19 protein-coding genes and 2 pseudogenes are annotated in these 21,611 nt (G+C 68.2%); 1 reads left to right on the top strand and 20 read right to left on the bottom strand.

Translation table 11 applies throughout. From position 1 onward, the window contains the following. Positions 1-3: 3 nt before the first annotated feature. The 13 genes and pseudogenes from hisS to yqeB form a co-directional block, all read right to left on the bottom strand. Entirely contained in the window at positions 4-1,317 is a 1,314-nt protein-coding gene (gene hisS, locus BQ7388_RS03600; protein WP_062529555.1) for a histidine--tRNA ligase, read from the bottom strand. Between the two features lie 262 nt (positions 1,318-1,579). Beyond that, positions 1,580-1,762: pseudogene (locus BQ7388_RS13580) on the bottom strand (peroxiredoxin); the annotation flags it as partial. A gap of 451 nt (positions 1,763-2,213) precedes the next feature. After that, the gene (locus BQ7388_RS11860) at positions 2,214-2,693 is read right to left on the bottom strand and encodes an MOSC domain-containing protein (RefSeq protein WP_009277961.1); all 480 of its coding nucleotides are present in this window, start codon (positions 2,691-2,693) and stop codon (positions 2,214-2,216) included. Beyond that, a complete protein-coding gene (moaC, locus tag BQ7388_RS11855; protein ID WP_072500439.1) occupies positions 2,674-3,177 on the bottom strand; it encodes a cyclic pyranopterin monophosphate synthase MoaC in 504 nt (167 codons plus the stop codon). The genes BQ7388_RS11860 and moaC overlap by 20 nt, the downstream gene beginning before the upstream one ends. Positions 3,178-3,179: 2 nt before the next feature. Continuing rightward, positions 3,180-4,142, bottom strand: a complete 963-nt coding sequence (gene moaA / locus BQ7388_RS03580) for a GTP 3',8-cyclase MoaA (RefSeq protein WP_072499801.1) — start codon at positions 4,140-4,142, stop codon at positions 3,180-3,182. Beyond that, positions 4,139-4,633 carry an ATP-binding cassette domain-containing protein gene (locus BQ7388_RS03575; RefSeq protein ID WP_234946813.1) on the bottom strand — a complete coding sequence of 165 codons (495 nt, stop codon included), beginning with the start codon at positions 4,631-4,633 and terminating at the stop codon, positions 4,139-4,141. The genes moaA (BQ7388_RS03580) and BQ7388_RS03575 overlap by 4 nt, the downstream gene beginning before the upstream one ends. A gap of 130 nt (positions 4,634-4,763) precedes the next feature. Next, positions 4,764-5,156, bottom strand: a pseudogene (locus BQ7388_RS03565) (molybdopterin-binding protein); the annotation flags it as partial. Between the two features lie 102 nt (positions 5,157-5,258). Further along, complete coding sequence (gene moaA / locus BQ7388_RS03560) at positions 5,259-6,221, bottom strand: GTP 3',8-cyclase MoaA (RefSeq protein WP_072499800.1); 963 nt, start codon at positions 6,219-6,221, stop codon at positions 5,259-5,261. Continuing rightward, complete coding sequence (locus tag BQ7388_RS03555; protein WP_009277964.1) at positions 6,218-7,273, bottom strand: sulfate/molybdate ABC transporter ATP-binding protein; 1,056 nt, start codon at positions 7,271-7,273, stop codon at positions 6,218-6,220. Before BQ7388_RS03555 ends, moaA (BQ7388_RS03560) begins: the two co-directional genes overlap by 4 nt. Next, the gene (modB, locus tag BQ7388_RS03550; RefSeq protein ID WP_072499799.1) at positions 7,273-7,956 is read right to left on the bottom strand and encodes a molybdate ABC transporter permease subunit; all 684 of its coding nucleotides are present in this window, start codon (positions 7,954-7,956) and stop codon (positions 7,273-7,275) included. The genes BQ7388_RS03555 and modB overlap by 1 nt, the downstream gene beginning before the upstream one ends. Positions 7,957-7,962: 6 nt before the next feature. Next, positions 7,963-8,835, bottom strand: a complete 873-nt coding sequence (modA, locus tag BQ7388_RS03545; protein ID WP_072499798.1) for a molybdate ABC transporter substrate-binding protein — start codon at positions 8,833-8,835, stop codon at positions 7,963-7,965. Positions 8,836-8,911: 76 nt separating this feature from the next. Next, positions 8,912-9,925 carry an XdhC family protein gene (locus BQ7388_RS03540; RefSeq protein WP_072499797.1) on the bottom strand — a complete coding sequence of 338 codons (1,014 nt, stop codon included), beginning with the start codon at positions 9,923-9,925 and terminating at the stop codon, positions 8,912-8,914. An 86-nt stretch (positions 9,926-10,011) separates the two neighbouring features. Beyond that, on the bottom strand, positions 10,012-10,806 hold the full coding sequence (gene yqeB, locus BQ7388_RS03535) for a selenium-dependent molybdenum cofactor biosynthesis protein YqeB (protein WP_072499796.1): 795 nt from the start codon (positions 10,804-10,806) through the stop codon (positions 10,012-10,014). Between the two features lie 263 nt (positions 10,807-11,069). Here yqeB and yqeC point away from each other — a divergent pair, with 263 nt between their 5' ends. Then, entirely contained in the window at positions 11,070-11,810 is a 741-nt protein-coding gene (yqeC, locus tag BQ7388_RS03530) for a selenium cofactor biosynthesis protein YqeC (RefSeq protein WP_198003128.1), read from the top strand. A 40-nt stretch (positions 11,811-11,850) separates the two neighbouring features. On the opposite strand, the gene BQ7388_RS03525 is transcribed toward yqeC, so the two are convergent. The 7 genes from BQ7388_RS03525 to ygeW form a co-directional block, all read right to left on the bottom strand. Further along, positions 11,851-13,167, bottom strand: coding sequence for a uracil-xanthine permease family protein (locus BQ7388_RS03525; protein WP_009277970.1), 1,317 nt, complete (start codon positions 13,165-13,167; stop codon positions 11,851-11,853). Between the two features lie 157 nt (positions 13,168-13,324). Continuing rightward, positions 13,325-16,204, bottom strand: a complete 2,880-nt coding sequence (locus BQ7388_RS03520; RefSeq protein ID WP_072499795.1) for a molybdopterin-dependent oxidoreductase Mo/Fe-S-binding subunit — start codon at positions 16,202-16,204, stop codon at positions 13,325-13,327. Further along, positions 16,201-16,992 carry an FAD binding domain-containing protein gene (locus BQ7388_RS03515; protein WP_072499794.1) on the bottom strand — a complete coding sequence of 264 codons (792 nt, stop codon included), beginning with the start codon at positions 16,990-16,992 and terminating at the stop codon, positions 16,201-16,203. Before BQ7388_RS03515 ends, BQ7388_RS03520 begins: the two co-directional genes overlap by 4 nt. Before the next feature lie 351 nt (positions 16,993-17,343). Then, the gene (locus BQ7388_RS03510) at positions 17,344-17,727 is read right to left on the bottom strand and encodes a Rid family detoxifying hydrolase (protein WP_072499793.1); all 384 of its coding nucleotides are present in this window, start codon (positions 17,725-17,727) and stop codon (positions 17,344-17,346) included. 101 nt (positions 17,728-17,828) lie between these two features. After that, positions 17,829-19,181 (bottom strand): dihydropyrimidinase, encoded by a 1,353-nt coding sequence (gene hydA, locus BQ7388_RS03505; protein WP_072499792.1) that lies wholly within the window; start codon positions 19,179-19,181, stop codon positions 17,829-17,831. A gap of 65 nt (positions 19,182-19,246) precedes the next feature. After that, on the bottom strand, positions 19,247-20,215 hold the full coding sequence (locus BQ7388_RS11460; protein WP_083558242.1) for an NTP transferase domain-containing protein: 969 nt from the start codon (positions 20,213-20,215) through the stop codon (positions 19,247-19,249). A 109-nt stretch (positions 20,216-20,324) separates the two neighbouring features. After that, positions 20,325-21,527, bottom strand: coding sequence for a knotted carbamoyltransferase YgeW (gene ygeW / locus BQ7388_RS03490; RefSeq protein ID WP_072499791.1), 1,203 nt, complete (start codon positions 21,525-21,527; stop codon positions 20,325-20,327). Positions 21,528-21,611: the final 84 nt, after the last annotated feature.

Below are 21,611 nucleotides of genomic sequence, written 5' to 3'. Positions count from 1 at the left end.
GACCTAGGCGATCCTGCTGGCCACCTGGGGGGCGAGCTCGGGCAGGGGCACCTGGACCTGCTCGTGGGACTCCATGTCGCGCAGCGTTGCGAAGCCACGCGCGAGCTCCTCCTCGCCCAGCACCACACAGAGGCGGGCGTGGCACTTGTCCGCCTGCTTGAACTGCGACTTGAGGGAGCGGCCCTGGTAGTCCGCCTCGCTGCGGATGCCCGCCTGGCGCAGGGCCAGCGTCGCCTCGAACACCGCGCCGCGCTGCTCGGGAGAGGCGCAGGCCACGTAGACGCAGCCCTCCTCCGGGGTCTCGAGGCTGCCGCCCTGGGCGGCGAGGGCCAGGGCGATGCGCTCGAAACCCACGGCGAAGCCGATGCCGGGCGTGGGCTTGCCGCCCTCGAGCTCGACGAGGCCGTCGTAGCGGCCGCCGCCGCCGATGGCGCCGACGCCCGCGTCGAGCGCCTCCACCTCGAAGACCGTGCGGGTGTAGTAGTCGAGGCCGCGCACCAGCGTGGGGTCCTCGACGTACGCGACGCCCGCGGCGTCGAGATAGCGCTTGACCTGCTCGTAGTGGGTGCGGCAGTCGTCGCAGAGGTTGTCCTTGGCAAGCGGAGCCGCGGCCATGACCTCGCGGCAGTAGTCGTTCTTGCAGTCGAAGCTGCGCAGGGGGTTGATCTCGGCGCGCTCCAGGCAGTCCTCGCACATCTCGTCGGCGTGGGCAAGGATGAAGTCGCGAACCATCTGGCGGTAGGCGGGACGACAGGCGGCGTCGCCCATCGAGTTGATCGAGAGGCGCAGGCGTGCGGGGTCGAAGCCCAGGCGCTTGTAGAACTCCATGAGCATGATGATGCACTCCGCGTCTGCCGCCGGGTCGGGCGCACCCAACCACTCCACGCCCACCTGGTGGAACTGGCGCAGGCGGCCCTTCTGCGGACGCTCGCCGCGAAACATCGCCTCGGCATACCAGAGCTTGGCGGGAGCCGCCCCCTGCGGGACGAGGTTGTTCTCGACCACCGAGCGCACGACGCCGGCGGTTCCCTCGGGACGCATGGCCATGCGCTGCTTGGCCTTGAGGCCCCTCTCGCTTCCGGCGGCGAGCAGGTTCTCCATGAGCGCGCCGGAGACCACGCGGAACATCTCCTTGCGCACGACGTCGGTCGACTCGCCGATGCCGTGGACGAAGGTGTCCACCTGCTCGATGGCCGGGGTCTCGATCATGTCGAAGCCATAGGCGCCAAAGAGCTCGCGCGCGACGTCCTGCATGTGCTGCCAGGCGCGCATGTAGCCGCCAAACAGGTCCTCGGTCCCCTGGATCTTCTGTGCCATGGGTCTTCCCTTCCGCTCGTGTGCAACGGCCAGTATATCCCCAAGACGGCGGCCTCCCCATGCGGTCATGCGAGAAGGATGCGCGCAATGCGGCGCCAGCGTGCGCCGAATCCGACGAAGGCGCAGGTCAGACGAGAATGCCGCGCACTCCAGAGATGGAATGCGCGGCAACGTATGGGCCAGGGCCGTAGGCGAGCCTGAATCGCAGGCAAGCCTAGGCTGTGGCCGAATCTGGAGCTGCGGGCAACGCCTGTCTGCCCGCCTACAGCCTGCCCACCAGGTCGAGGCCCGGGGTGAGGGTGGCGCTGCCGGGATGCCACTTGGCGGGGCAGACCTGGTCGCCGTGGGCGGCGACGAACTTCGCTGCCTGCAGCAGGCGCAGGAGCTCCACGGCGTTGCGGCCGATGCCGCCCGCCGTCACCTCGTACACCTGGATGCGACCCTCGNGCCCCGCCTGGACGGCGATGTTGCCCGGCTTGGTGGCGACCATGACCTCCTCCACCGAGTTCACGGCGACGAGCCGCTCGGAGTCCACGACGAAGGCTCCGTCGCAGGTCGCGCGCAGGTTAATCTTGCCCTCGCGGGGCTCGCCGGCGGGCTCCAGGCCCTCGCCGAGGCAGAGCGCCGCCAGGCGCTGGGCCGCCTCGTCCTCGTGCAGCTTCGTCTCGTCCATCTCCCAGACGAAGATGTTGCGCTTGCCCATGGAGAGGAGCACGGGGATGTCCTCCTCCTCGACCACATGCCCCTTGCGGAAGCGGGCGCCCTTGTAGCGCTTGCGGTCCCCGTCGTCCTCCGGGATGATCTGCGTCATGTCGTGGCACAGCACGTGCCCGACGGCGTCCTCTGTCCTGATCTGCCTCATGCCAACCTCCTTGAGCCTCGTGCGCGCACCACGCTCACAGCTGCTTGACCGCTTCCTCATCGAGCACGCGGATCGCGTCGCCCGGTCGTACCGTGCCGCCACGCACCACCACGCAGAAGATGCCGTCGGTGGGCATGACGCAGATGCCCACCAGGCGACGGATCTCGCAGTCGTTGTGGCAGGTCTTGCCGATCTGGGTCACCACGAGGAGGCAGGGTCCCACCTCGAGCGCCGTCCCCACGGGAAGCTCCCTCAGGGCGAGGCCGCGCGTCAGGATGTTCTCGGCGAAGTCCCCCGCCTTGAGCTCCACCCCCCTGTCCCGCATGGTGTCAACCGACTCGTCACCGAGCAGGCTCACCTGGCGGTGCCAGTTGCCGGCGTGGGCGTCGCCCTCGATGCCCACGCCCACCCTGAGCTCGATGGCGTCGACCGCATGCTTGCGGATGCCCTTGCGCTCGCTGACGCAGCAGGAGACGACCTCGCCCTCCCGTGCGTCACTCAGCGTGCTTCCCATGCTCCCCCTCCCCCTCGGGCCGTACGAAGTGCCCGCTCTTTCCGCCGTCCTTCTCGAGGAGGCGGACGTCTGTCACCACCATGTCGCGCTGGACCGCCTTGCACATGTCATAGATCGTCAGGGCTGCCACGGAGGCTGCGGTCATCGCCTCCATCTCGACGCCCGTCTCGCCGCAGCAGCGGCAGCTCGCCTCGAGCGCGATGCCGTCCTCCTCGAAGGAGAAGCTCACGTCCACCCCCGTGAGCTGGATGGGGTGGCACATGGGAATCAGCTCCCAGCAGCGCTTGGCTGCCATGATGCCCGCGACCTGGGCCACGGCCAGGACGTCCCCCTTCTTGATCCCGCCCGTGCGCACGAGCTCGAGCGTCGCCGGGCTCATGAGCACCCTGCCGCCCGCCCGGGCGACGCGCTGGGTCCTCTCCTTTGCCGAGACGTCCACCATCCGCGCCCGGCCCTGCTCGTTGAAGTGGGTGAGCTCTTCCATCCTCATCCTCCAATCTCGTTCATCGCGCGCAGGCTCTCGCTCACCTGGCCCAGCGCCGCGCTCAGGTGATGCTCCGCGGGCTTGGCGGCGATGGCCCCGCGTAGTGCATGCGCGAGCTCCTCCCCATGCAGCCCTCGCACGGGAATCTCCTGCCCTGAGTGCAGGCAGGGCTTGACCATGCCATCCGCCGTGAGCCTGAGGCGCGTGCAGCCGCTGCAGAACTTGTGGCTCAGCGGTCGGATGAGGCCGACCGTCCCCTTCCAGTCCGGTGCCGAGAATACCTGCGAGACGCCGTCCTGTCCCACGAACTCGAGCTTCCCCACACGGTCGAGCACCACGTCCGCGGGCACGAAGCGGCCAGACGGCCACGAGGCGCACTCCCCCATGGGCATGAGCTCGATGAAGCGCACGCTCGAGATGCCGTACGCACCGTCGCGCGCGAGCTCCGCGAGGGGACGCACGTCCACGTCGTTGACGCCACCCATGAGGACCGCGTTGAGCTTGGTGCGCGAGAAGCCCGCGTCGTGCGCTGCCTCGAGGCCCGCGAGCACGTCGCGCAGCCTGCCTCCGCGCGTGATGAGCTCGTAGCGCACGGAGTCGAGGGTGTCGAGGCTCACGTTGAGGCGGCCGAGCCCCGCCTCGCGCAGGGGTGCCGCCGGGGGCGCCAGGAGCGTGGCGTTGGTGGTCAGCGCCAGCTCGTCGATGCCCGGCACATCTGCGAGCATGCGCACGAGGTCGACGATGCCACGACGCACGAGCGGCTCACCGCCCGTGAGCCGGACCTTGTGCACGCCGAGCTCGGCGCAGGCTGCGACGACCTCGACGATCTCCTCGAACGAGAGGATCTGGTCGTGCGCGAGCATGGGCACGCCGCCTGCGGGCATGCAGTACTGGCAGCGGCAGTTGCAGAGGTCGGTTACCGAGACGCGCAGGTACTCGATGCTGCGTCCCTGACCGTCCCTCACCTCGCCCCACCTTCCCCGAGCGGAAGCACGTCCCTCCTGGCGACGTGGACCACGCAGCTCTCCCCCGCCTCGAGGCCCTCCCATGCGTCCTTCTCGCACTCGTAGCGCAGGAGGCCGCCGGCCGGCGTCCGCAGCATCACGATGGTAGAGAAGCTGCTGTCTATGATGCGGTCCACGACGCAGGGAATGCGGTTCTCTCCCTCGCCCATGTGCAGGTAGTGGGCGCGGATCCCCACGTGCGTGACGTCGAGCCCGAAGGGGACCTCGCAAAAGAGCGTCACGCCCCAGGTCTCGCAGCGCAGGCTCCCGTCCGGCAGAGCGCTGACGGGCGAGACGTTCTTGCATCCCGAGATGAGGGCCGCGGCGAGGCTGCGCGGCGCCTCGAAGAGCTCGCGCATGCCCATCTTGGGGCCCGAGCGGCCGTCGCTCACCACGCAGACGCCGTCGCACATGCGATACACCTCGTCGCGGTTGTGCGAGACGTAGACCACCCCGCCCGGGAAGCGCCTCAGCGTGTCCNCACCAGCGCCGGGCCGCTCGCGTCCTCGCGCTCCCCGCGCGAGCAGCGATCGCTCACGGTGACGACCGCCGCCTCGAAGCCCTGCCCCGGCCCCTCCGCCATCAGAGCATGCCTCCCTCGCCCAGGACCACGAAGTCGCGCTTGCCCAGCTCTATGCCGGCGGCGATGCGCGGGAGCACCAGGTCGAAGATGGTGGTCTTGCTGTACATGACGCAGCCGGGAAGGCCCATGACGGGACGTCCCGCGGCACCCGTCTGGCCTGCCACGCCGAACTCTCCGTCGTAGTAGCCCAGGAGCATCATGGCGCCCGGCAGCACGGGCGCGCCGTAGGTCACGATGCGCGCACTGGAGCCCTTGATGGCACCGGGCGTGTTGTCGTCCGGGTCGACGCTCATGCCGCCGGTGCAGACGATGAGGTCCACGTCCGTCTCGCGCATGCGGGCGAGGGCGGCAAGGAGGTTGTCCATGCCGTCGTCCACGACCTCGCGCTGCGTGGTTACGACGCCGANGGGCGACGCGCTGGGTCCTCTCCTTTGCCGAGACGTCCACCATCCGCGCCCGGCCCTGCTCGTTGAAGTGGGTGAGCTCTTCCATCCTCATCCTCCAATCTCGTTCATCGCGCGCAGGCTCTCGCTCACCTGGCCCAGCGCCGCGCTCAGGTGATGCTCCGCGGGCTTGGCGGCGATGGCCCCGCGTAGTGCATGCGCGAGCTCCTCCCCATGCAGCCCTCGCACGGGAATCTCCTGCCCTGAGTGCAGGCAGGGCTTGACCATGCCATCCGCCGTGAGCCTGAGGCGCGTGCAGCCGCTGCAGAACTTGTGGCTCAGCGGTCGGATGAGGCCGACCGTCCCCTTCCAGTCCGGTGCCGAGAATACCTGCGAGACGCCGTCCTGTCCCACGAACTCGAGCTTCCCCACACGGTCGAGCACCACGTCCGCGGGCACGAAGCGGCCAGACGGCCACGAGGCGCACTCCCCCATGGGCATGAGCTCGATGAAGCGCACGCTCGAGATGCCGTACGCACCGTCGCGCGCGAGCTCCGCGAGGGGACGCACGTCCACGTCGTTGACGCCACCCATGAGGACCGCGTTGAGCTTGGTGCGCGAGAAGCCCGCGTCGTGCGCTGCCTCGAGGCCCGCGAGCACGTCGCGCAGCCTGCCTCCGCGCGTGATGAGCTCGTAGCGCACGGAGTCGAGGGTGTCGAGGCTCACGTTGAGGCGGCCGAGCCCCGCCTCGCGCAGGGGTGCCGCCAGGGGCGCCAGGAGCGTGGCGTTGGTGGTCAGCGCCAGCTCGTCGATGCCCGGCACATCTGCGAGCATGCGCACGAGGTCGACGATGCCACGACGCACGAGCGGCTCACCGCCCGTGAGCCGGACCTTGTGCACGCCGAGCTCGGCGCAGGCTGCGACGACCTCGACGATCTCCTCGAACGAGAGGATCTGGTCGTGCGCGAGCATGGGCACGCCGCCTGCGGGCATGCAGTACTGGCAGCGGCAGTTGCAGAGGTCGGTTACCGAGACGCGCAGGTACTCGATGCTGCGTCCCTGACCGTCCCTCACCTCGCCCCACCTTCCCCGAGCGGAAGCACGTCCCTCCTGGCGACGTGGACCACGCAGCTCTCCCCCGCCTCGAGGCCCTCCCATGCGTCCTTCTCGCACTCGTAGCGCAGGAGGCCGCCGGCCGGCGTCCGCAGCATCACGATGGTAGAGAAGCTGCTGTCTATGATGCGGTCCACGACGCAGGGAATGCGGTTCTCTCCCTCGCCCATGTGCAGGTAGTGGGCGCGGATCCCCACGTGCGTGACGTCGAGCCCGAAGGGGACCTCGCAAAAGAGCGTCACGCCCCAGGTCTCGCAGCGCAGGCTCCCGTCCGGCAGAGCGCTGACGGGCGAGACGTTCTTGCATCCCGAGATGAGGGCCGCGGCGAGGCTGCGCGGCGCCTCGAAGAGCTCGCGCATGCCCATCTTGGGGCCCGAGCGGCCGTCGCTCACCACGCAGACGCCGTCGCACATGCGATACACCTCGTCGCGGTTGTGCGAGACGTAGACCACCCCGCCCGGGAAGCGCCTCAGCGTGTCCGCGAGCTCGAGCTCAAGCTGCCAGCGCAGGTAACCGTCGAGGGCGGAGAAGGGCTCGTCCAGGAGCAGGAGCTCCGGGTCGCTCGCGAAGATGCGGGCCATCGCGCAGCGCTGCTGCTGCCCGCCCGAGAGCTCCCGGGGACGTCGCGCGGCCAGCTCGCCCACGTGCAGGGCCTCGAGCTCGCGGCGCGCCCTCTTGCGGCGCTCCTGCCTGCTGCCCGCGCGGATCGCCGCCATGACGTTCTGCTCCACGCTCATGTTGGGGAAGAGGGCGTAGCTCTGGAAGAGGTATCCCACGCGGCGTTGCTGGGCAGGGAGGTCGATGCCCGCCTCGGAGTCGAAGAGCACGCGGTCGTCGAGCACGATGCGTCCCTCGTCGGGCCGCATTATTCCCGCGATGCACTTGAGGGTGAGGGACTTGCCGCAGCCCGAGGCGCCCAGGAGGGCGACGACCTCGTGGGGGCGCTCGAGCTCGAAGGCCACGTCCAGCGAGAAGCCCCCCAGGCGCTTCCTGACGTCCACGAGGAGGGACACTACGACCACCTCCCCACGACCGCGAACTCGCGCTCGCGACGCTCCATGAGGTTGACCGCCAGGAGCACCACGGCGGAGATGGCGAGGTTCACGAGCACCCAGGCGAGCGCCCCCGCGTCGTCGCCCGTGCGCCAGAGCTGGTACACGGTGGTCGAGACCGTCGCCGTGGAGCCGGGCGTGTAGCCGCAGACCATCGAGGTGGCGCCGTACTCCCCCAGCGCACGCGCGAAGGCGAGGACCACGCCGGCCATGATGCCCTGGCGGCAGCAGGGCAGCTTGACGCGCCAGAACACCCAGGCGTCGGAGCGTCCCAGGGTGTGCGCGGCGTCGGCGAGAGTCTGGTCGAAGGACTCGAAGGCGCCGCGGGCCGTGCGGTACATGAGGGGGAAGCTCACGACGACCGAGGCGAAGATCGCCGCGTACCAGACCATGGTGAGCCTGAGCGAGAGGTTGTCCAGGAGCCAGGCACCGATGGGTCGGCGCGGCCCGAGCAGGATGAGCAACAGATAGCCCACGACCGTCGGCGGCAGGACCAGGGGAAGGGTCAGGACGACGTCCAGCACGCCCTTGACGACCCTCGGCAGGCGGGCGACGACGTCGGCGAACCAGATTCCTAGGAAGAACACGAGGGTGGCCGAGACGGCGGCCACCCTCAGCGAGTTTATGAGCGGGTACCAGTCCATGGACCGTTACTTCTTGAGCGGCGTGAATCCCACGGCCTCGAAGGCGGCGGAGGCGTCGGGACCCTGGAGGAACTCGAGGTAGGACTTGGCGGCATCGGCGTTCTTGGAGGCCTTGAGCACGGCCGCGGGATAGATCACCCTGCCGCACATCTCCTCGGTGGCCTCGTCCACCACGGTGAGCTTCGCGGAGGTGGCGTCGGTCTTGTAGATGATACCGCAGTCGGCGGACGCCTCCTTGACCTGGGCCGTGACCTCCTTCACGTTGCTGCCGTACGAGAGGACGCCGGCGGAGGAGAGGATCGCCTCGTCCAGGCCGAAGTAGGTGAAGATCTTCTGGGTGTACTGGCCCACGGGCACGTCGGAGTTGCCCATGGCGAGAAGCACCCCACCGGACGTGAGCAGGGACTTGAGGTCCTCGAAGCTCTTGATGTTCTTGGGGTTGCCCTCGGGGACGACGAGCGTGACCTTGTTCTCGAGAAGGTCGATGCGGGTCGAGTGGTCGACGAAGTCTAGCTTGTCGTCGTTGCCCTTCTCGGCATCGATGTCCAGTGCGTTCATCTGCTTGGGCGCGGCGGAGATGAACACGTCGCAGTCCGCGCCCTCCTGGATCTGGGTCTTGAGGGTGCCCGAGGAGTCGAAGTTGTAGGTGGGCTCGGCATTGCCCCCCTTGGCGAAGGCCTTGCCGGCCTCGGTGAGGGACTCGGTGAGGGAAGCCGCCGCGAAGACGGTCAGCGCCTTGGCGGTATCGGTCGTGGCCTGGCCAGACGTCGTGGACGTGGCACCCGAGCTGTCTGTCGGCTTCGAACAGGCGGTGGCACCAAGGGTTCCGGCAGCCGCTGCTGCGGCTACGAAGCCGCGCCTGGTGACGTTTGCGTTCATTGTGCTACCTCTCTTCCAACGAACCTCCCCTTGCGGGGCCAATGCCTGAGTGCCCGCCAGGGCCATGCCCTAGGCCTCAGTGCTCGTGCGGACGCACGGGACGCAGCTCCGCGCGGTGGCGGATCATCTCCCCCGTGATCGAGATGGCGATCTCTCCGGGCGTGACGGCCAGGATGTCGTCGCCGATGGGCATGCAGAGCGAGTCGATCCACGCCTGGGAGACGCCACGCTTCGCCAGGACGCCCTTGGCGAAGGCGGACTTGCGGGCGCTGCCCAGGCAGCCGGTGTAGACGGGCTCCGCCGGGGCGATGCGCTCCAGGACGTCTATGTCCGCAGCGTGGCCATGGGTCGCTACCACCACGTAGTCGCGCCGGCTCACCTGGACCTGCTCGCCCAGGGAGCGGAAGTCACCGCAGAGCACGCGCTCCGCCGCGGGGAAGCGCTCCGCCACTGCGAGCTCGGGACGGTCGTCATACACCACGACCCTGAAGCCCACGCTCGCGAGCACGGGCACCAGCGCGTGCGAGACGTGGCCCGCACCAAAGACGTAGGCGACGGGGTCGGAGCCCAGGGGCTCGGCGTAGCTCTTGCTCGCCTCGTCCCAGAGGGGCGCCTCGAGGGTCGCTCGGGAGTCGTCGGAGGCGAGCTCGTCGAGGGAGAGGACCTCCGTGTGATGCGCGCCGCCCTCCCAGCTCTCGCAGTACACGCCAGGCTGGCTCTGGGCATTGAGCCTCTGGGCGTCTCTCAGGGCGTCCAGGTCGACCCTTCCCAGCAGGTCGCAGGCAATGAGCGCGTCCCCGCCGCAGGCCATGCCCGTGGTCTCCATGGTGAGCCACTCGAGGAAGGGTTCGCCCGTGCCTGCCGCCAGGGCGAGGGCACGGTCCAGCGCCATCTGCTCGACCCTGCCTCCGCCCACGGTGCCCATGAAGTCCCCGTCAGCGAAGGCCGCCATGCGAGCGCCCGCACCGCGTGGCATGGATCCGCGCGTGGCGAGCACGGTGCAGAGCGCGACGGGACGCCCCGCCTCGAGCTCCTCGATGAGCCTGAGGACGAAGTCATGGTCGCGCATGGAGTCGCGGGAGTCGTTCATGGGGTTCCTTTCTCGTGCGGAGCCCGCTCGTAGCGGGCGGCGAGGTCGGTCGAACGGGCGGAGGGGTGGCTGCTCTCCCCCGGCCGTCAGGCAAGTGCCTGGGAGCTGAAGTGGAGAATCGCCTCGAGGACGCCGCCGCCGATGGCGCGCGCCTTGTCGGAGACGGTCAGGCAGTGCTCTGGGTTGCCGCGCGGGTCGATGTCACCGGACTTCATGCCACGGGTGACGGGCACGCCCTCCTGCAGGAGGCCACGCAGCACGCCGTCGATGGTACAGGGCATGGGCTCGCCCGCGACGTATGCCGCGACCTCGCCGGCCTTGACCACGTCACCGATCTTGAGCACGGGCTCGAAGGCGCCGTCAGCAGGTGCGCGCAGCACGCGGTCCGCGCCGTGGCCCGCGATGATGCCGGGAATGCCGGTGTTGGCGATGGGGGTGCCCTCGTAGTAGACGCGCCCGAGCTCGTGGCCGCGCTTGGTCTCGACCGCGGCATGGCAGTCGATGGGGGCCGTGAAGCCGGGACCCACGCCTATGACCACGGGTGCCATGCCCTTGTTCGTGCCCAGGTTGCGCTTGGCCAGGATGGCGTCCACCACCACGTCGTGATGGAGCTCCTCGATAACCCTGCCCTCGGGGTCGACCAGAACCGCCACCTCGCCCGAGCGTGCGATGCGCAGGGCCTCCGCGGCGTCCGCGGCCCGCCGAGCGGGCTGGTCCTCGACCCTTGCCTGCCCCAGGCGGATGGCCTCAGAGAAGGCGACGGTGCGCCGCACGGCCGTGGGGACGGCGATGTCGCACATGACGACCTCCATGCCCGCGCGACGCAGGCGCAGGGCGATGCCCGAGGCGAGGTCCCCGGCGCCCCTCATCACGACCAGCATGCGACCACTCCCCACTCGCCCTGCGGCAGGCCCCCTCGCCCGGCATCACAGGAGCTGTTCCGTCGTCCCGCCGCAGCGGCCCCTCCGCCAGGCGTCGCTGTTTCTGGGCGCCTATAACGACGCGCAGAAAAAAGGCCCCCGAGGGCGAGAAGACCGGCTGCTACGATGTTGCCAGCAGGCCACGGAAGGCCCGCCGGTCCGTGTTCGCCCCAGTATATTACTAAGGATTAGGTAGTCTAATGCTTATTGGCGATTTTCTGCGAGTGGCACCCGGAATCACCTGCGTGGTGGGTAGCGGCGGCAAGACAACCCTGCTCAGGACCCTCTCGGAGGAACTTTCGGGCAGCGAGGAAGGCCTTGTGACCGCGGCCACCGGTGGCATGTCATCGGCCCCCTCTGGGGACAAGTGCTTAGGACTTGCGGTGATCCTGACGACCACCACGCACTTCCTCCCCTTCGAGGGAATCGAGACCCTCGTGGACCCCAGCCGCGAGGACCTCGCACGGGCGGGCGCCACACGAGGGGTGGTGTGCGTGGGCGGCCTGGGCAAGGGCGGCAAGCTCGGCGCTCCCGCGACCCTCTCGCCCGCGGAGCTCGCACAGACCTCGCCCTACGTGCTGGTCGAGGCGGATGGCTCCCGGCAGCTGCCGCTCAAGGCGCACGAGACCTGGGAGCCCGTGATTCCCGAGGGAAGCGCCAGGACCATATTGGTGATGGGGGCGTCGGGCTTCGGGCGCCCCGTCCGCGAGGTGGTGCATCGCCCCGAGCTCTACTGCGAGCGCACGGGAGCCTCGATGGACGACCCAGTGCGCCCCGAGGACCTGGCGCGCCTCCTGGACGCGGAGTTCGGGCTGGGACTGCTCGACTTCGACGTCGTCCTCGTCAACCAGGCGGAGGACGAGTCGACGCTCGAGGACGCGCGCAGGCTCGCCTCCCACCTGAGGCTGGAGGCCCCCGTACTTGCCGGGAGCCTCCAGAAGAAGGAGCTCGTTCAGCTGCGCTAGCGGCGTGCCGGTACCGGAAGCCCTGGTCCGAGCGGGACCCCTACTCCTCCGCCTCGGAGTCGTCCTCGGGAACGATGACGTTCAGCAGGAACGAGACGACGAAGCCGGTGATGATGGGCGAGCCGGTGATGACGCTGGCGACCTCGGCGGGCAGGAAGCCCAGGACGGCAGGCACGTTGGTGAGGCCCACGGCCACTGCCAGCGAGACGCCCACGATCATGCGGTTGCGGTAGTTGAGGGGCTGCTCGGTGATGAGCTGGATGCCCGACATGGTGATCGCCGCGAAGACCGAGAGCGTGGCGCCGCCCAGCACGGAGTTGGGGATGGAGGTCATGAGGCCTCCAAACTTCGGGATGAGGCCGGCCACGATGAGCATGGTGCCCACGATGACGAAGACGCGCTTGGCGACGACCTTCGTGGTGACGATGATGCCCACGTTCTGGCTGAAGGGATCGGAGGGGAAGCCTCCGAGCAGCGCGCCCAGCATGCCACAGACGCCCGTGCCCTTGACGGCACCACCCAGCTCCTTGTCGGTCGCCTGGCGGTTGAAGCCGCCGGCCGTGGTGGACGAGACGTCGCCGATGGTCTGGACGGCCTGTACCACGTACATGAGGATCATGGCGACGATCGCGCTGGGCTCGAAGGTCAGGCCGAAGTGCAGGGGCTGCGGAAGCGCGACCCAGGCGGCGCTGGCGATGCCCGAGGTGTCGACGCCGATGAAGATGGCCCAGACCACGTAGCCCACGAGCAGCCCGAAGAGAATGCCCAGGGTCTTGAGGATGCCCCTGCCGAAGAAGTTGAACGCCAGGGTGACCACCAGGACGAGGGCCGCGACGCCCACGTAGGCCGGTGCCCCGAAGTTGGGGTTGGACGCGCCACCGCCGATGTAGTTCATGGCCGTGCCATAGAGCGAGAGGCCGATGCAGAGCACCACGGTGCCGCTGACGACGGGCGGGAAGAGCGGGCGGATCTTCTCCATGGCCATGCCGATGAAGATGGAGAGGAACGCCGCGACCAGCTGGGCGCCAAGGATGCCCGAGACGCCATAGGCCTTGCCGATGGTGAGCAGGATGGGCAGGTACGCGAAGGCGACGCCCATGGCGTTGGGAAGGCCCATGCCCACGCCGAAGGGAGAGAGCAGCTGCACGAGCGTGGTGATGCCCGCGATGAGCATGCATGCCTGGATCAGGATGACCTTGTCCGAGTCGGGAAGCCCCAGGGTCGAGGCGATGATGATGGGCGGCGTGATGTTGCCCACGATCATGGCCAGCACGTGCTGCAGCGCGTGCGGGACACTGGCCCCCCAGCTGGGCTTTCCGTCGAACTTCCTCAACTCTTTCAGATCGTCTGCTGCCATGAGTACGTCCCCCCTAAAGACTTTTTGTATGACAACAAGACGAAAAGTCTAATGGCCAATCCCTCACAAAAGCTTCAAAAGTGAGAGATTGGCCATTGCGTGCCGCTTAGGTTAGAAAACGTACCGCTCACAACGTGAAGAGTATCTGGCGGGGACGTCAGATCCTTCCGAGCTCCCTCAGGACCTTCTCCGGCGTCATGGGCCAGCTGCGCATCCAGACGCCGCAGGCGTCGTGGATGGCGTTGCCGATGGCAGGGGCCGCGCCGTTGCAGGCGATCTCGGAGATGGACTTCGCACCGAAGGGGCCGTCGGCGTCGTTGACATCCACCATGACCGCCTTGAAGTCGTCTGGCTGCTCGAAGATCATGGGCACGCCGTAGTCCGTGAGCGTGGTGCGCAGGGGACGGCCCTTCTCGTCGATGGTCATGTCCTCGTAGAGGGTGTGGCCGATGGACTTGAGCGCGGCGCCGTACATCTGGCACTGTGCGAGCTCGGGATTGATGGGCGTGCCGGCGTCCTGGAGCGCGTAGTACTTCTGCACCTTGACCTGGCCCGTGCGGACGTTGACCGCCACCTGCGCGAAGTGGGCGCCATAGGGGATGGCGTTGGCCGTGGTGATGAAGCTGCCGTGCGCCACCACCTGGCCGCGGCCGTCGCCGGCGCAGCAGGCGTGTGAGAGGTCTCCGTAGCTCAGGGTCGCGTCGGTCCTGGTGGAGTGCACCTCTCCCGGATACCGAAGCTCCAGGTCCGCCTCGTCCTCCCCCATCTGCAGGGCGGCCTCGGCAATGATGCCGCGGGCGAGCTTGCGGGCGGCGTCCACGGAGGCGTTGCCGCTGAAGAAGGTACCCGACGAGGCGTAGGAACCCGTGTCGAAGGCGGCGGAGTCGGTGTCGCCAGAGATGACGCTGACCAGCTCGAGGGGAAGGTGGAGTATCTCCGCCGCCACCTTGGTCGAGATGGTGTCAAGGCCGGTGCCGATGTCCGCCCCGCCGCTGTTCAGGATCACGGTGCCGTCGGTCTCGAGCTTGCAGATCGCCTCCGCGTGGTCCAGGCCGGGCAGGCCGCTGCCCTGCATGATCATCGCGAAGCCCTTGCCGATCTTCCAGTCGGGGTCGTCGGACTCCTCGCGCTTGCCCCACTCGATCATCTCGCAGCCGCGCCTGATGCACTCGTCCAGGCCGCAGGAGCCGACGGGAACCACGTTGCCCTCGCGGCCCTCGCCGAGGCCCTTCAGGATCTCGAGGCGGTAGCCCGTCTCGACGTGGTTCTTGACCGCCATGTCCTTGAAGTCGATGCCGAGCCTCTCGGCCAGCTGGGCCATGGCCATCATGATGCCGTAACTGCCCTTGGGCGTGCCGTAGCCCTGGTAGGCACCGGGCTGGAGCTTGTTCGAGTAGTAGGTGATGAGGTCGTAGGCCATGTTGTCGACCTTGAAGAGCGGGAGCACCTTGGAGCAGGAGTTCATGGGAACCGTGAGGCAGTGGTTGCCGTAGGCGCCGGTGTTGGCGCGCACCTCCATGAAGATCGCCGTGATGCTGCCATCCTTCTTGGCGCCCATCTTCACGCGCACGCGCATGGGGTGGCGCGCGGAGGCGGCCACGAGCTCCTCGGCGCGGGTGTGGCGGTAGTAGACCGGACGATGCGTGGCGTAGGCCGCGTAGGCGCAGACGTCCTCGACGAGGATGTCCTGCTTGGAGCCATAGCCGCCGCCGACCCTGGTCTTGACCACGTGGATCTTGTTCTGGGGGAGCCCGCAGACCCACGAGACGATGCGGCGCACGTGGTAGGGAACCTGCGTGGAGGCATAGACCTGGAGGCGCCCGCCCTCCATCTTGGCGTAGCAGAGGTGCGGCTCGAGGGGGGCCTGCTGCACGTTGGTGGTGCGGTAGGTCTCGTCCACGATGGCGTCCGCCTCGGCGAAGCCACGCTCGACGTCGCCGATGCCGCCCTTGTTGGAGGCGGCGATGTTCCTGTGGATGTCGGCCCTCAGCGGGAAGGGATAGAAAACCTTGCCCTCGCGCTCATCGCCGGCGTCCTTGTTGTACTCGTCCAGGTCCTCGGGGGCGCCGACGCCGTACTCCACGATGCCGTCGTGCACGCGCGGCGCACCCTCGGCCATGGCCTCCTCGACGGAGAAGACCGGGTCCAGGACCTGGTAGTCGACGCTGATGAGACCGCAGGCCTCCCGGGCGATCTCCTTCGTCTCGGCTATGACGGCGGCGACGCGGTCGCCCACGAAGCGCACCTTGTGGTTGAAGAGCCTGGTGTCGTGCGGGGAGGGCTCGGGGTTGCCCTGCCCGGCCTGCATGTAGGTGATGTCGGGACAGTTGAAGCAGGTGATGACCGCCACGACTCCCGGCAGCGCCTCGGCGGCGCTCGCATCGATGGAGTTGATGTAGGCGGAGGCGTAGGGCGAACGGAGCATGACCAGGTGGCAGGCGTCGGGATCGACGAAGTCCTCCACGAAGGCGCGCTCGCCCCTCACGAGCTGGGGGCCGTCCACCTTGGAGCCGGGCTTGCCCACGTAGCTGAGCTCGGGACGGTAGTCGGGGGCGATCTTCGACTCGTAGCCGCCCTTGTCGCGGAGCTCGCAGGCGAGCTTGACCGCCAGGTAGTAGTTCTCGTAGCTTGCGTCACGGATGTAGATGCCGGACAGCGCGTCCTTCACCTGCTCGCGCGTGGGGTTGGGTTCGTTCTCGAGGAGCCAGGTCAGGAGGAGGGCGGTTGCGGGAGAGTTGTAGGCGCTCTGCACCACGCCGGCGTCGATGAGGGCCTGCTGGACGTAGCTCAGCTTGCCCGGCTCGCCCAGGCCGGCGGGGGTGCGCACCTCTCGCCCGTCGACCTCGCCCGCGAGCATGAGGTTTGCGTACACGGGGGTGCCGTCCACGAGCACGGTGTCAGAGCCGCAGAAGCCCTCGCCGTCGTCGCTGTCTCGCACGCAGAGGTTTCCGTTCCTTACCAGCAGCTCGCGCAGGGACAGCGTCGGATCAAGCTCGAAGCCGCGCTCGCGCCCGTCTATCTTGCACTCGATCCTCATCGCGCATCATCCCTTCCGGCGTCCTCGAGCATGCGAGCGAGGGTGACGCCCGCGAGGTAGCGCTTGTATCTCTCGCTTCCGTACATGTCGCTGGGAATCGTCGCGTCCAGCCCGTAGGCGAGCTCGACCAGCTCGTCCTCGCCGGCACCGCGCGACGCGGCGTCAGAGAGCTCGGGCGAGACGAACGCGCCCACGCCCTTGACCGTGAGCGCCACCCGTGCCGCCCCATCGTGCAGGCAGAGCGAGACGACGAGGTAGGAGAGGCTCTCCATGGTGTTGGCGTAACGCTTCGAGGTGACCCAGCCGGGGTCGGCGGGAACGATGACGCGGCGGACGAGCCTGTGCTCCGGCTGCGTCTGCGCCCACTCGGCGACGCTCAGCCTCCTCGTCGCGCCGGACTCGTTCATGAGCTCGATGCTCGCACCCACGGCGAGCAGCGTCGCGGCGAGATACGAGTCGTCGCGCCAGGCGGCGACGTTGCCTCCCACGGTGGCCATGTTGCGCTTGGTGCGCGAGCCCATGAAGAGCAGGGCCTCCTTGAGGTAGGCGGGGACCAGCTCGCTTTGCAGGGCCTCCTGGAAGCTCGTGGTAGCGCCGATCAGGACCTCTCCGTCCCCAGCCTCGACCCCCCTCAGCTCGGCGACGCGGCTGATGGATACCAGCCTCTGGTAGTGCAGGGGCGAGCCGAGCCTGTTGAGCTCGGTCCCTCCGGCGAGGTAGCCCGCCCCGGAAGCAGCCAGCTTGGCCGCCTCCTGCGCAGAGGCCGCAATGACAAGTCTCTCGTCCATGTGATGCTCCGATGAACAGGCGCGTGCGAACGTCGCGGCACGCGCTACCTCCCAGCAAACATCGGTTCGGCACGGTCAGGGAGGACTATTCCATGCACCCTCATCGTGCGCCTAAAGCAAGGCAAAAGATAGTCGAAACCAGGCGAACGACCCAAAGAACTAGGCCTGTGACCTGCGGATACGTAATATTTTTAGAAACATAACGCCTGCCTGCGAAACCGGCGGCACGTACGTCGGTCGGCGTCTGCCTGGCCACCGCGCTCGTCTCGTCCCTCGACACGAGGGAGCCCTGGGCGACTCTCCGCCCAGGGCTCCCAAGGCTGCCACACGAGGCGACTGCGCGCCTCTCCGCTAGACCCTGGCTACGGCCTTGATCTCGACCTTGGCGCCCTTGGGCAGGGCCACGACCTGGAAGGCGGCGCGCGCGGGGTACGGTGCCTCGAAGAACTCGGCGTAGACCTCGTTCATAGGGCCAAACTCGGCGATGTCGGTGAGGAGAACCGTAGTCTCGACGACGTCGGCCATGCTGGCGCCGGCGGCCTCGAGGATGTTCTTGATGTTGGTCAGGCTCTGGCGGGTCTGGCTCTGGATGTCGTCGCCGGCGAACTCCCCGGTGGCAGGGTCGACGGGCAGCTGGCCCGAGACGTTAATCGAGACGCCCTCGGCCTGGATCGCGGCAGAGTAGGGTCCGACTGCTGCGGGAGCCTTGTCGGTGACGATGGCCTTCTTGTTCATTCCAAACTTCCTTTCTTCTCTCGTCGCGCGCACCCGAGCGCACGGCGCTGGAACCGATCTTCCGGGCGAGAGGGACACGTCATCCCCCGCCCTGGCAGGCGCTACCTGCTGACGTAGCTGCCGGGCTTCTCGCCCGTGGGCTCCCCGTCGCGCGCGACGAGGACGCCGTTGACGAAGACGTACTTTGCGCGTCCCTGGGCCTCGAAGCCCTCGTAGGGCGTGTAGTCGACGTTCTGGTGCTGCGTCGCCGCCTGGATGGTCCAGCGGCAGCTGGGGTCCCAGACGCAGACGTCCGCGTCGGAGCCCTCGGCGAGCACGCCCTTGCGGGGATACATCCCAAAGACCCTGGCGGGGTTCTCGCTCATGAGGCGGCAGAAGTCCTGGGGGCCGAGGTCGTCGGCAAAGCTGGTCATGATCAGCGCGGGACGATGCTCCACGCCGGGACCGCCGTTGGGAATCCTGGTGAAGTCGCCGACGCCGCGGTCCTTCTGGCCCTTGAGGTTGAAGGCGCAGTGGTCGGTGGCGAGGGTGTCGATCTCTCCGTCGCAGACCGCCTGCCGCAGCACGGCCACGTCATGAGGCTTGCGCAGCGGGGGGCTCATGACGTACTTGGCGCCCTCGAAGCCGGGCTCGAGGTAGCGGGTGTCATCGAGCAGGAGGTACTGGGGGCAGCTCTCGACTGCGACGTCGACGCCGCGCGCCTTCGCGTCGCGGATGGCCTCGAGTCCCAGCGCGGTGGAGAGGTGCACGATGTTGATGCGAGCACCCGAGAGCTCCGCGAGGTAGCACAGGCGCGAGATGGCCTCCGCCTCGCAGACGTCCGGACGGCTCATGGGATGTCCCTCGGGACCAGTGATGCCGCGGGCGAGCATGCGGCGCTGGAGCTCGTTCACGAGGGTCCCGTTCTCGCAGTGGACGCAGAGGATGCCGTCGCGGTCCTTGATCGACTCCAGGACCTCGAGGGTCTGCGCGTCGTCCAGGCGCAGGTGGTCGTAGGCGAAGTAGGTCTTGAACGACACGATGCCCGCGTCGAACATGTCGTCGACCTCTGCCCTGGTGCGCTCGTTCCAGTCCGCCATGGCCATGTGGAAGGCGTAGTTGGAGGTGCAGGTGCCGTCCGCGCGGGAGTGCCACTCCTCGAGGGCCTCCGCCAGCGTCATCCCCTTGTCCTGGGTGGCGTAGTCCACGATGGTCGTGGTGCCGCCGCAGGCGGCGGCGCGGGTGCCCGTCTCGAAGCTGTCCGCCGTCCAGTCCATGCCCGTCCAGCACTGCATGTGCGTGTGGGCGTCGATGAAGCCCGGGAAGACCCAGCAGCCGCTGGCGTCCACGACCTCGTCGGCGTCCGTGGCCTCAATGCCGGCGGCGATGCGCGCGACCTTGGCGCCGTCCAGCGCCACGTCGCCACGTACCAAGCCGTCGGGCAGTACGAGCATGCCACCCTTGATCAGCTTCATGCGAACCATCTCCTTACTCGCTGCGGGCGCCCGCAGGCGTCCACGCCAATCCGCAAACGAAGGCGCTACTCCCCCCTGACCAGGCGCTCGAGACGGGCGAGCTCGTCGGGCGTGTCCACGTCCTCGAGCTCCTCCGGGCGCTCGGCCTCCACCAGGCGGATCCGTCGGGCCAGCTCGGAATCCTTCTTCAGGAGCCCCGTCCCGCCCACGTCGCCCTCGAGGCCCCTCAGTCCCTCGAAGCAGGATGCCGGGAAGAGGACGGGGCCGCCGGCCTTGCCCTGCCAGGCCAGGCGCACGACGCGCGTGGGGTCCTCGCGGAAGGCCCTCACCAGGGAGCGGACGCTCCTCTCGCCCAGGAGGGGCTGGTCGCCCGTGACGAACATGCAGCCGTCCCAGCCGGCGTCGAGCGAGAGTCCCATGCGGACCGTGTCGCTCTGGAGCGGCAGCTCGTGTCTGATCGAGCGCGCGCCGAGGCGGTCGCAGAGGTCCTGGACCTCCCGCCAGCGCGTGACGACCACGGGGTCGACCAGGTCGAGGGGCAGCGAGCGCAGCGTGCGCTCGAGGACGGGGGTGCCCGCCAGCGGGGCGACGAGCTTGTTCGAGCCGAAGCGGCTGGCCAGGCCCGAGGCCATGACCACGACGCCTATGCGGCCGCGGGAGGCGTCGTCCGAAACGTCCTTCGCGGCAGCGCCTGCCCCGAAGCCGTCGAAGCACTCGTCAAAGGAGCGCGTGCCGAAGCCGCGGCAGGCGGCGCTCCAGCGCTCGTAGCGCTCTAGCAGGTCGAGCGCCTCGGGGGTCAGACGAGAGCCGCCGCCTCCGGAGCCACCGATCGTGCGGCTCGTGAGCTTGACCCCCATCGACCTTTCCGCCACCTTGAGCATGCGGATCGCCTTGGTGTAGGCCATGCCCATGGATATGGCAGCGGAACGCAGGCTCCCCGTGGTCTGGACGGCCTGCAGCAGCCTGCAGGGCCCCGGGCCGAAGCACCGCGTTCCATTGTCATCCAGGACGAACATGGCCTGTGAGGGTCTCATAGCCGCTCCTCCCGAGCTTGGGGGCGGGGCGACGGCACCGCAGCGCGGACCGTCGCCCCAAACCGTCGGGACCGCGACCCGGCTGGCCGCGGTCCCCGTTATGCGGATTCTACGCCTCGTACCAGCGGGCCTCGCCGCGCTCCTCGAGCGCCCTCAGCGTGGCGACGGGATCCTTGGCCTTCTGGAGGAAGATCATGGACGCCACGGCGTAGGGCTTGTAGCTGGCCTCCTTGTACAGGCCGTCGCGGTGGTAGTCGAAGACCTCGTTGGCGACCTCGCCGTGCTCGCAGGACACGCCGTTGATGTCGGCCGGCAGCGGGTGCATGTAGATGGTGTCCTTGCCGTTGGCCGTCTTCTCCATGAGCTCGGGCGTGCAGCACCAGCCCATGTGGGTGGCGTTCTGGGCGAGGAGCTCCTGCTCGAGCTTGTCGATGCCCGCGGAGTCGCCTGCGGCGTAGAGCTTGGTGCGCTCCTCCATGGCGGCGTAGGGAGCCCAGCTCTTGGGGATGACGATGTCAGCGCCCTCGAAGGCCTCGGCCATGCTGTTGGTCTTCCTGAAGCTGCAGCCGCTCTCCTCGGCGTACTTGCCGGCCTGCTCGACCAGGTCGGGCATGAGGTCGTAGCCCTCGGGGTGGGCCAGGGTGACGTCCATGCCGAAGCGGGTCAGCAGCATGATGAGGGACTGGGGGCAGCTGAGGGGCTTGCCGTAGGAGGGCGAGTAGGCCCAGGTGACGGCGACCTTCTTGCCACGGAGCTTGTCGAGGCCGCCGAACTCGTTGATGAGGTACAGCATGTCGGCGGAGGACTGCGTGGGGTGGTCGGAGTCGGACTGCAGCGAGACCAGGGTCGGACGGTGGTCCAGGATGCCGTCACGCCAGGACTGCTCGACGGACTCGGAGACCTCCTTCATGTAGGCGTCGCCCTCGCCGATGAACTTGTCGTCGCGGATGCCGATGACATCGGCCATGAAGCTGATCATCGTGGCGGTCTCGCGCACCGTCTCGCCGTGCGCCACCTGCGACTTGCTCTCGTCCAGGTCCTGCTGCTGGAGTCCGAGCAGGTTGGTGCCGGAGGCGAAGGAGAAGCGGGTGCGGGTGGAGTTGTCGCGGAAGTTCGAGACGGCCAGACCGGACTCGAAGATGCGGGTCGAGATGTTGCGCTCGCGGAGGTTGCGCAGGGCGTCTGCCACGATGTACATGGCCTTCAGCTCGTCGGTGGTCTTGTCCCAGGTGTGCAGGAAGTCGTTGTTGTACATCTTGGAGTAGTCGAGCTTGCCGAGCTCCTCCAGGTAGGCGTTGAACTTGCTGTCCATCGGTGCCCCTTCCTTGTCAGGCGTTTCCTTGCTGCGTGCAAGGCGTCCGCCACCTCTCTCGGGGAATGGCGGACGCCGGCTTGC

The sequence above is a fragment of the Olsenella phocaeensis genome (genome assembly GCF_900120385.1).
Classification (GTDB): Bacteria; Actinomycetota; Coriobacteriia; order Coriobacteriales; family Atopobiaceae; genus Olsenella_I; species Olsenella_I phocaeensis.
The sequence above is the reverse complement of the archived record's forward strand: the minus strand, read 5'-3'. Positions and strand labels throughout refer to the sequence as shown.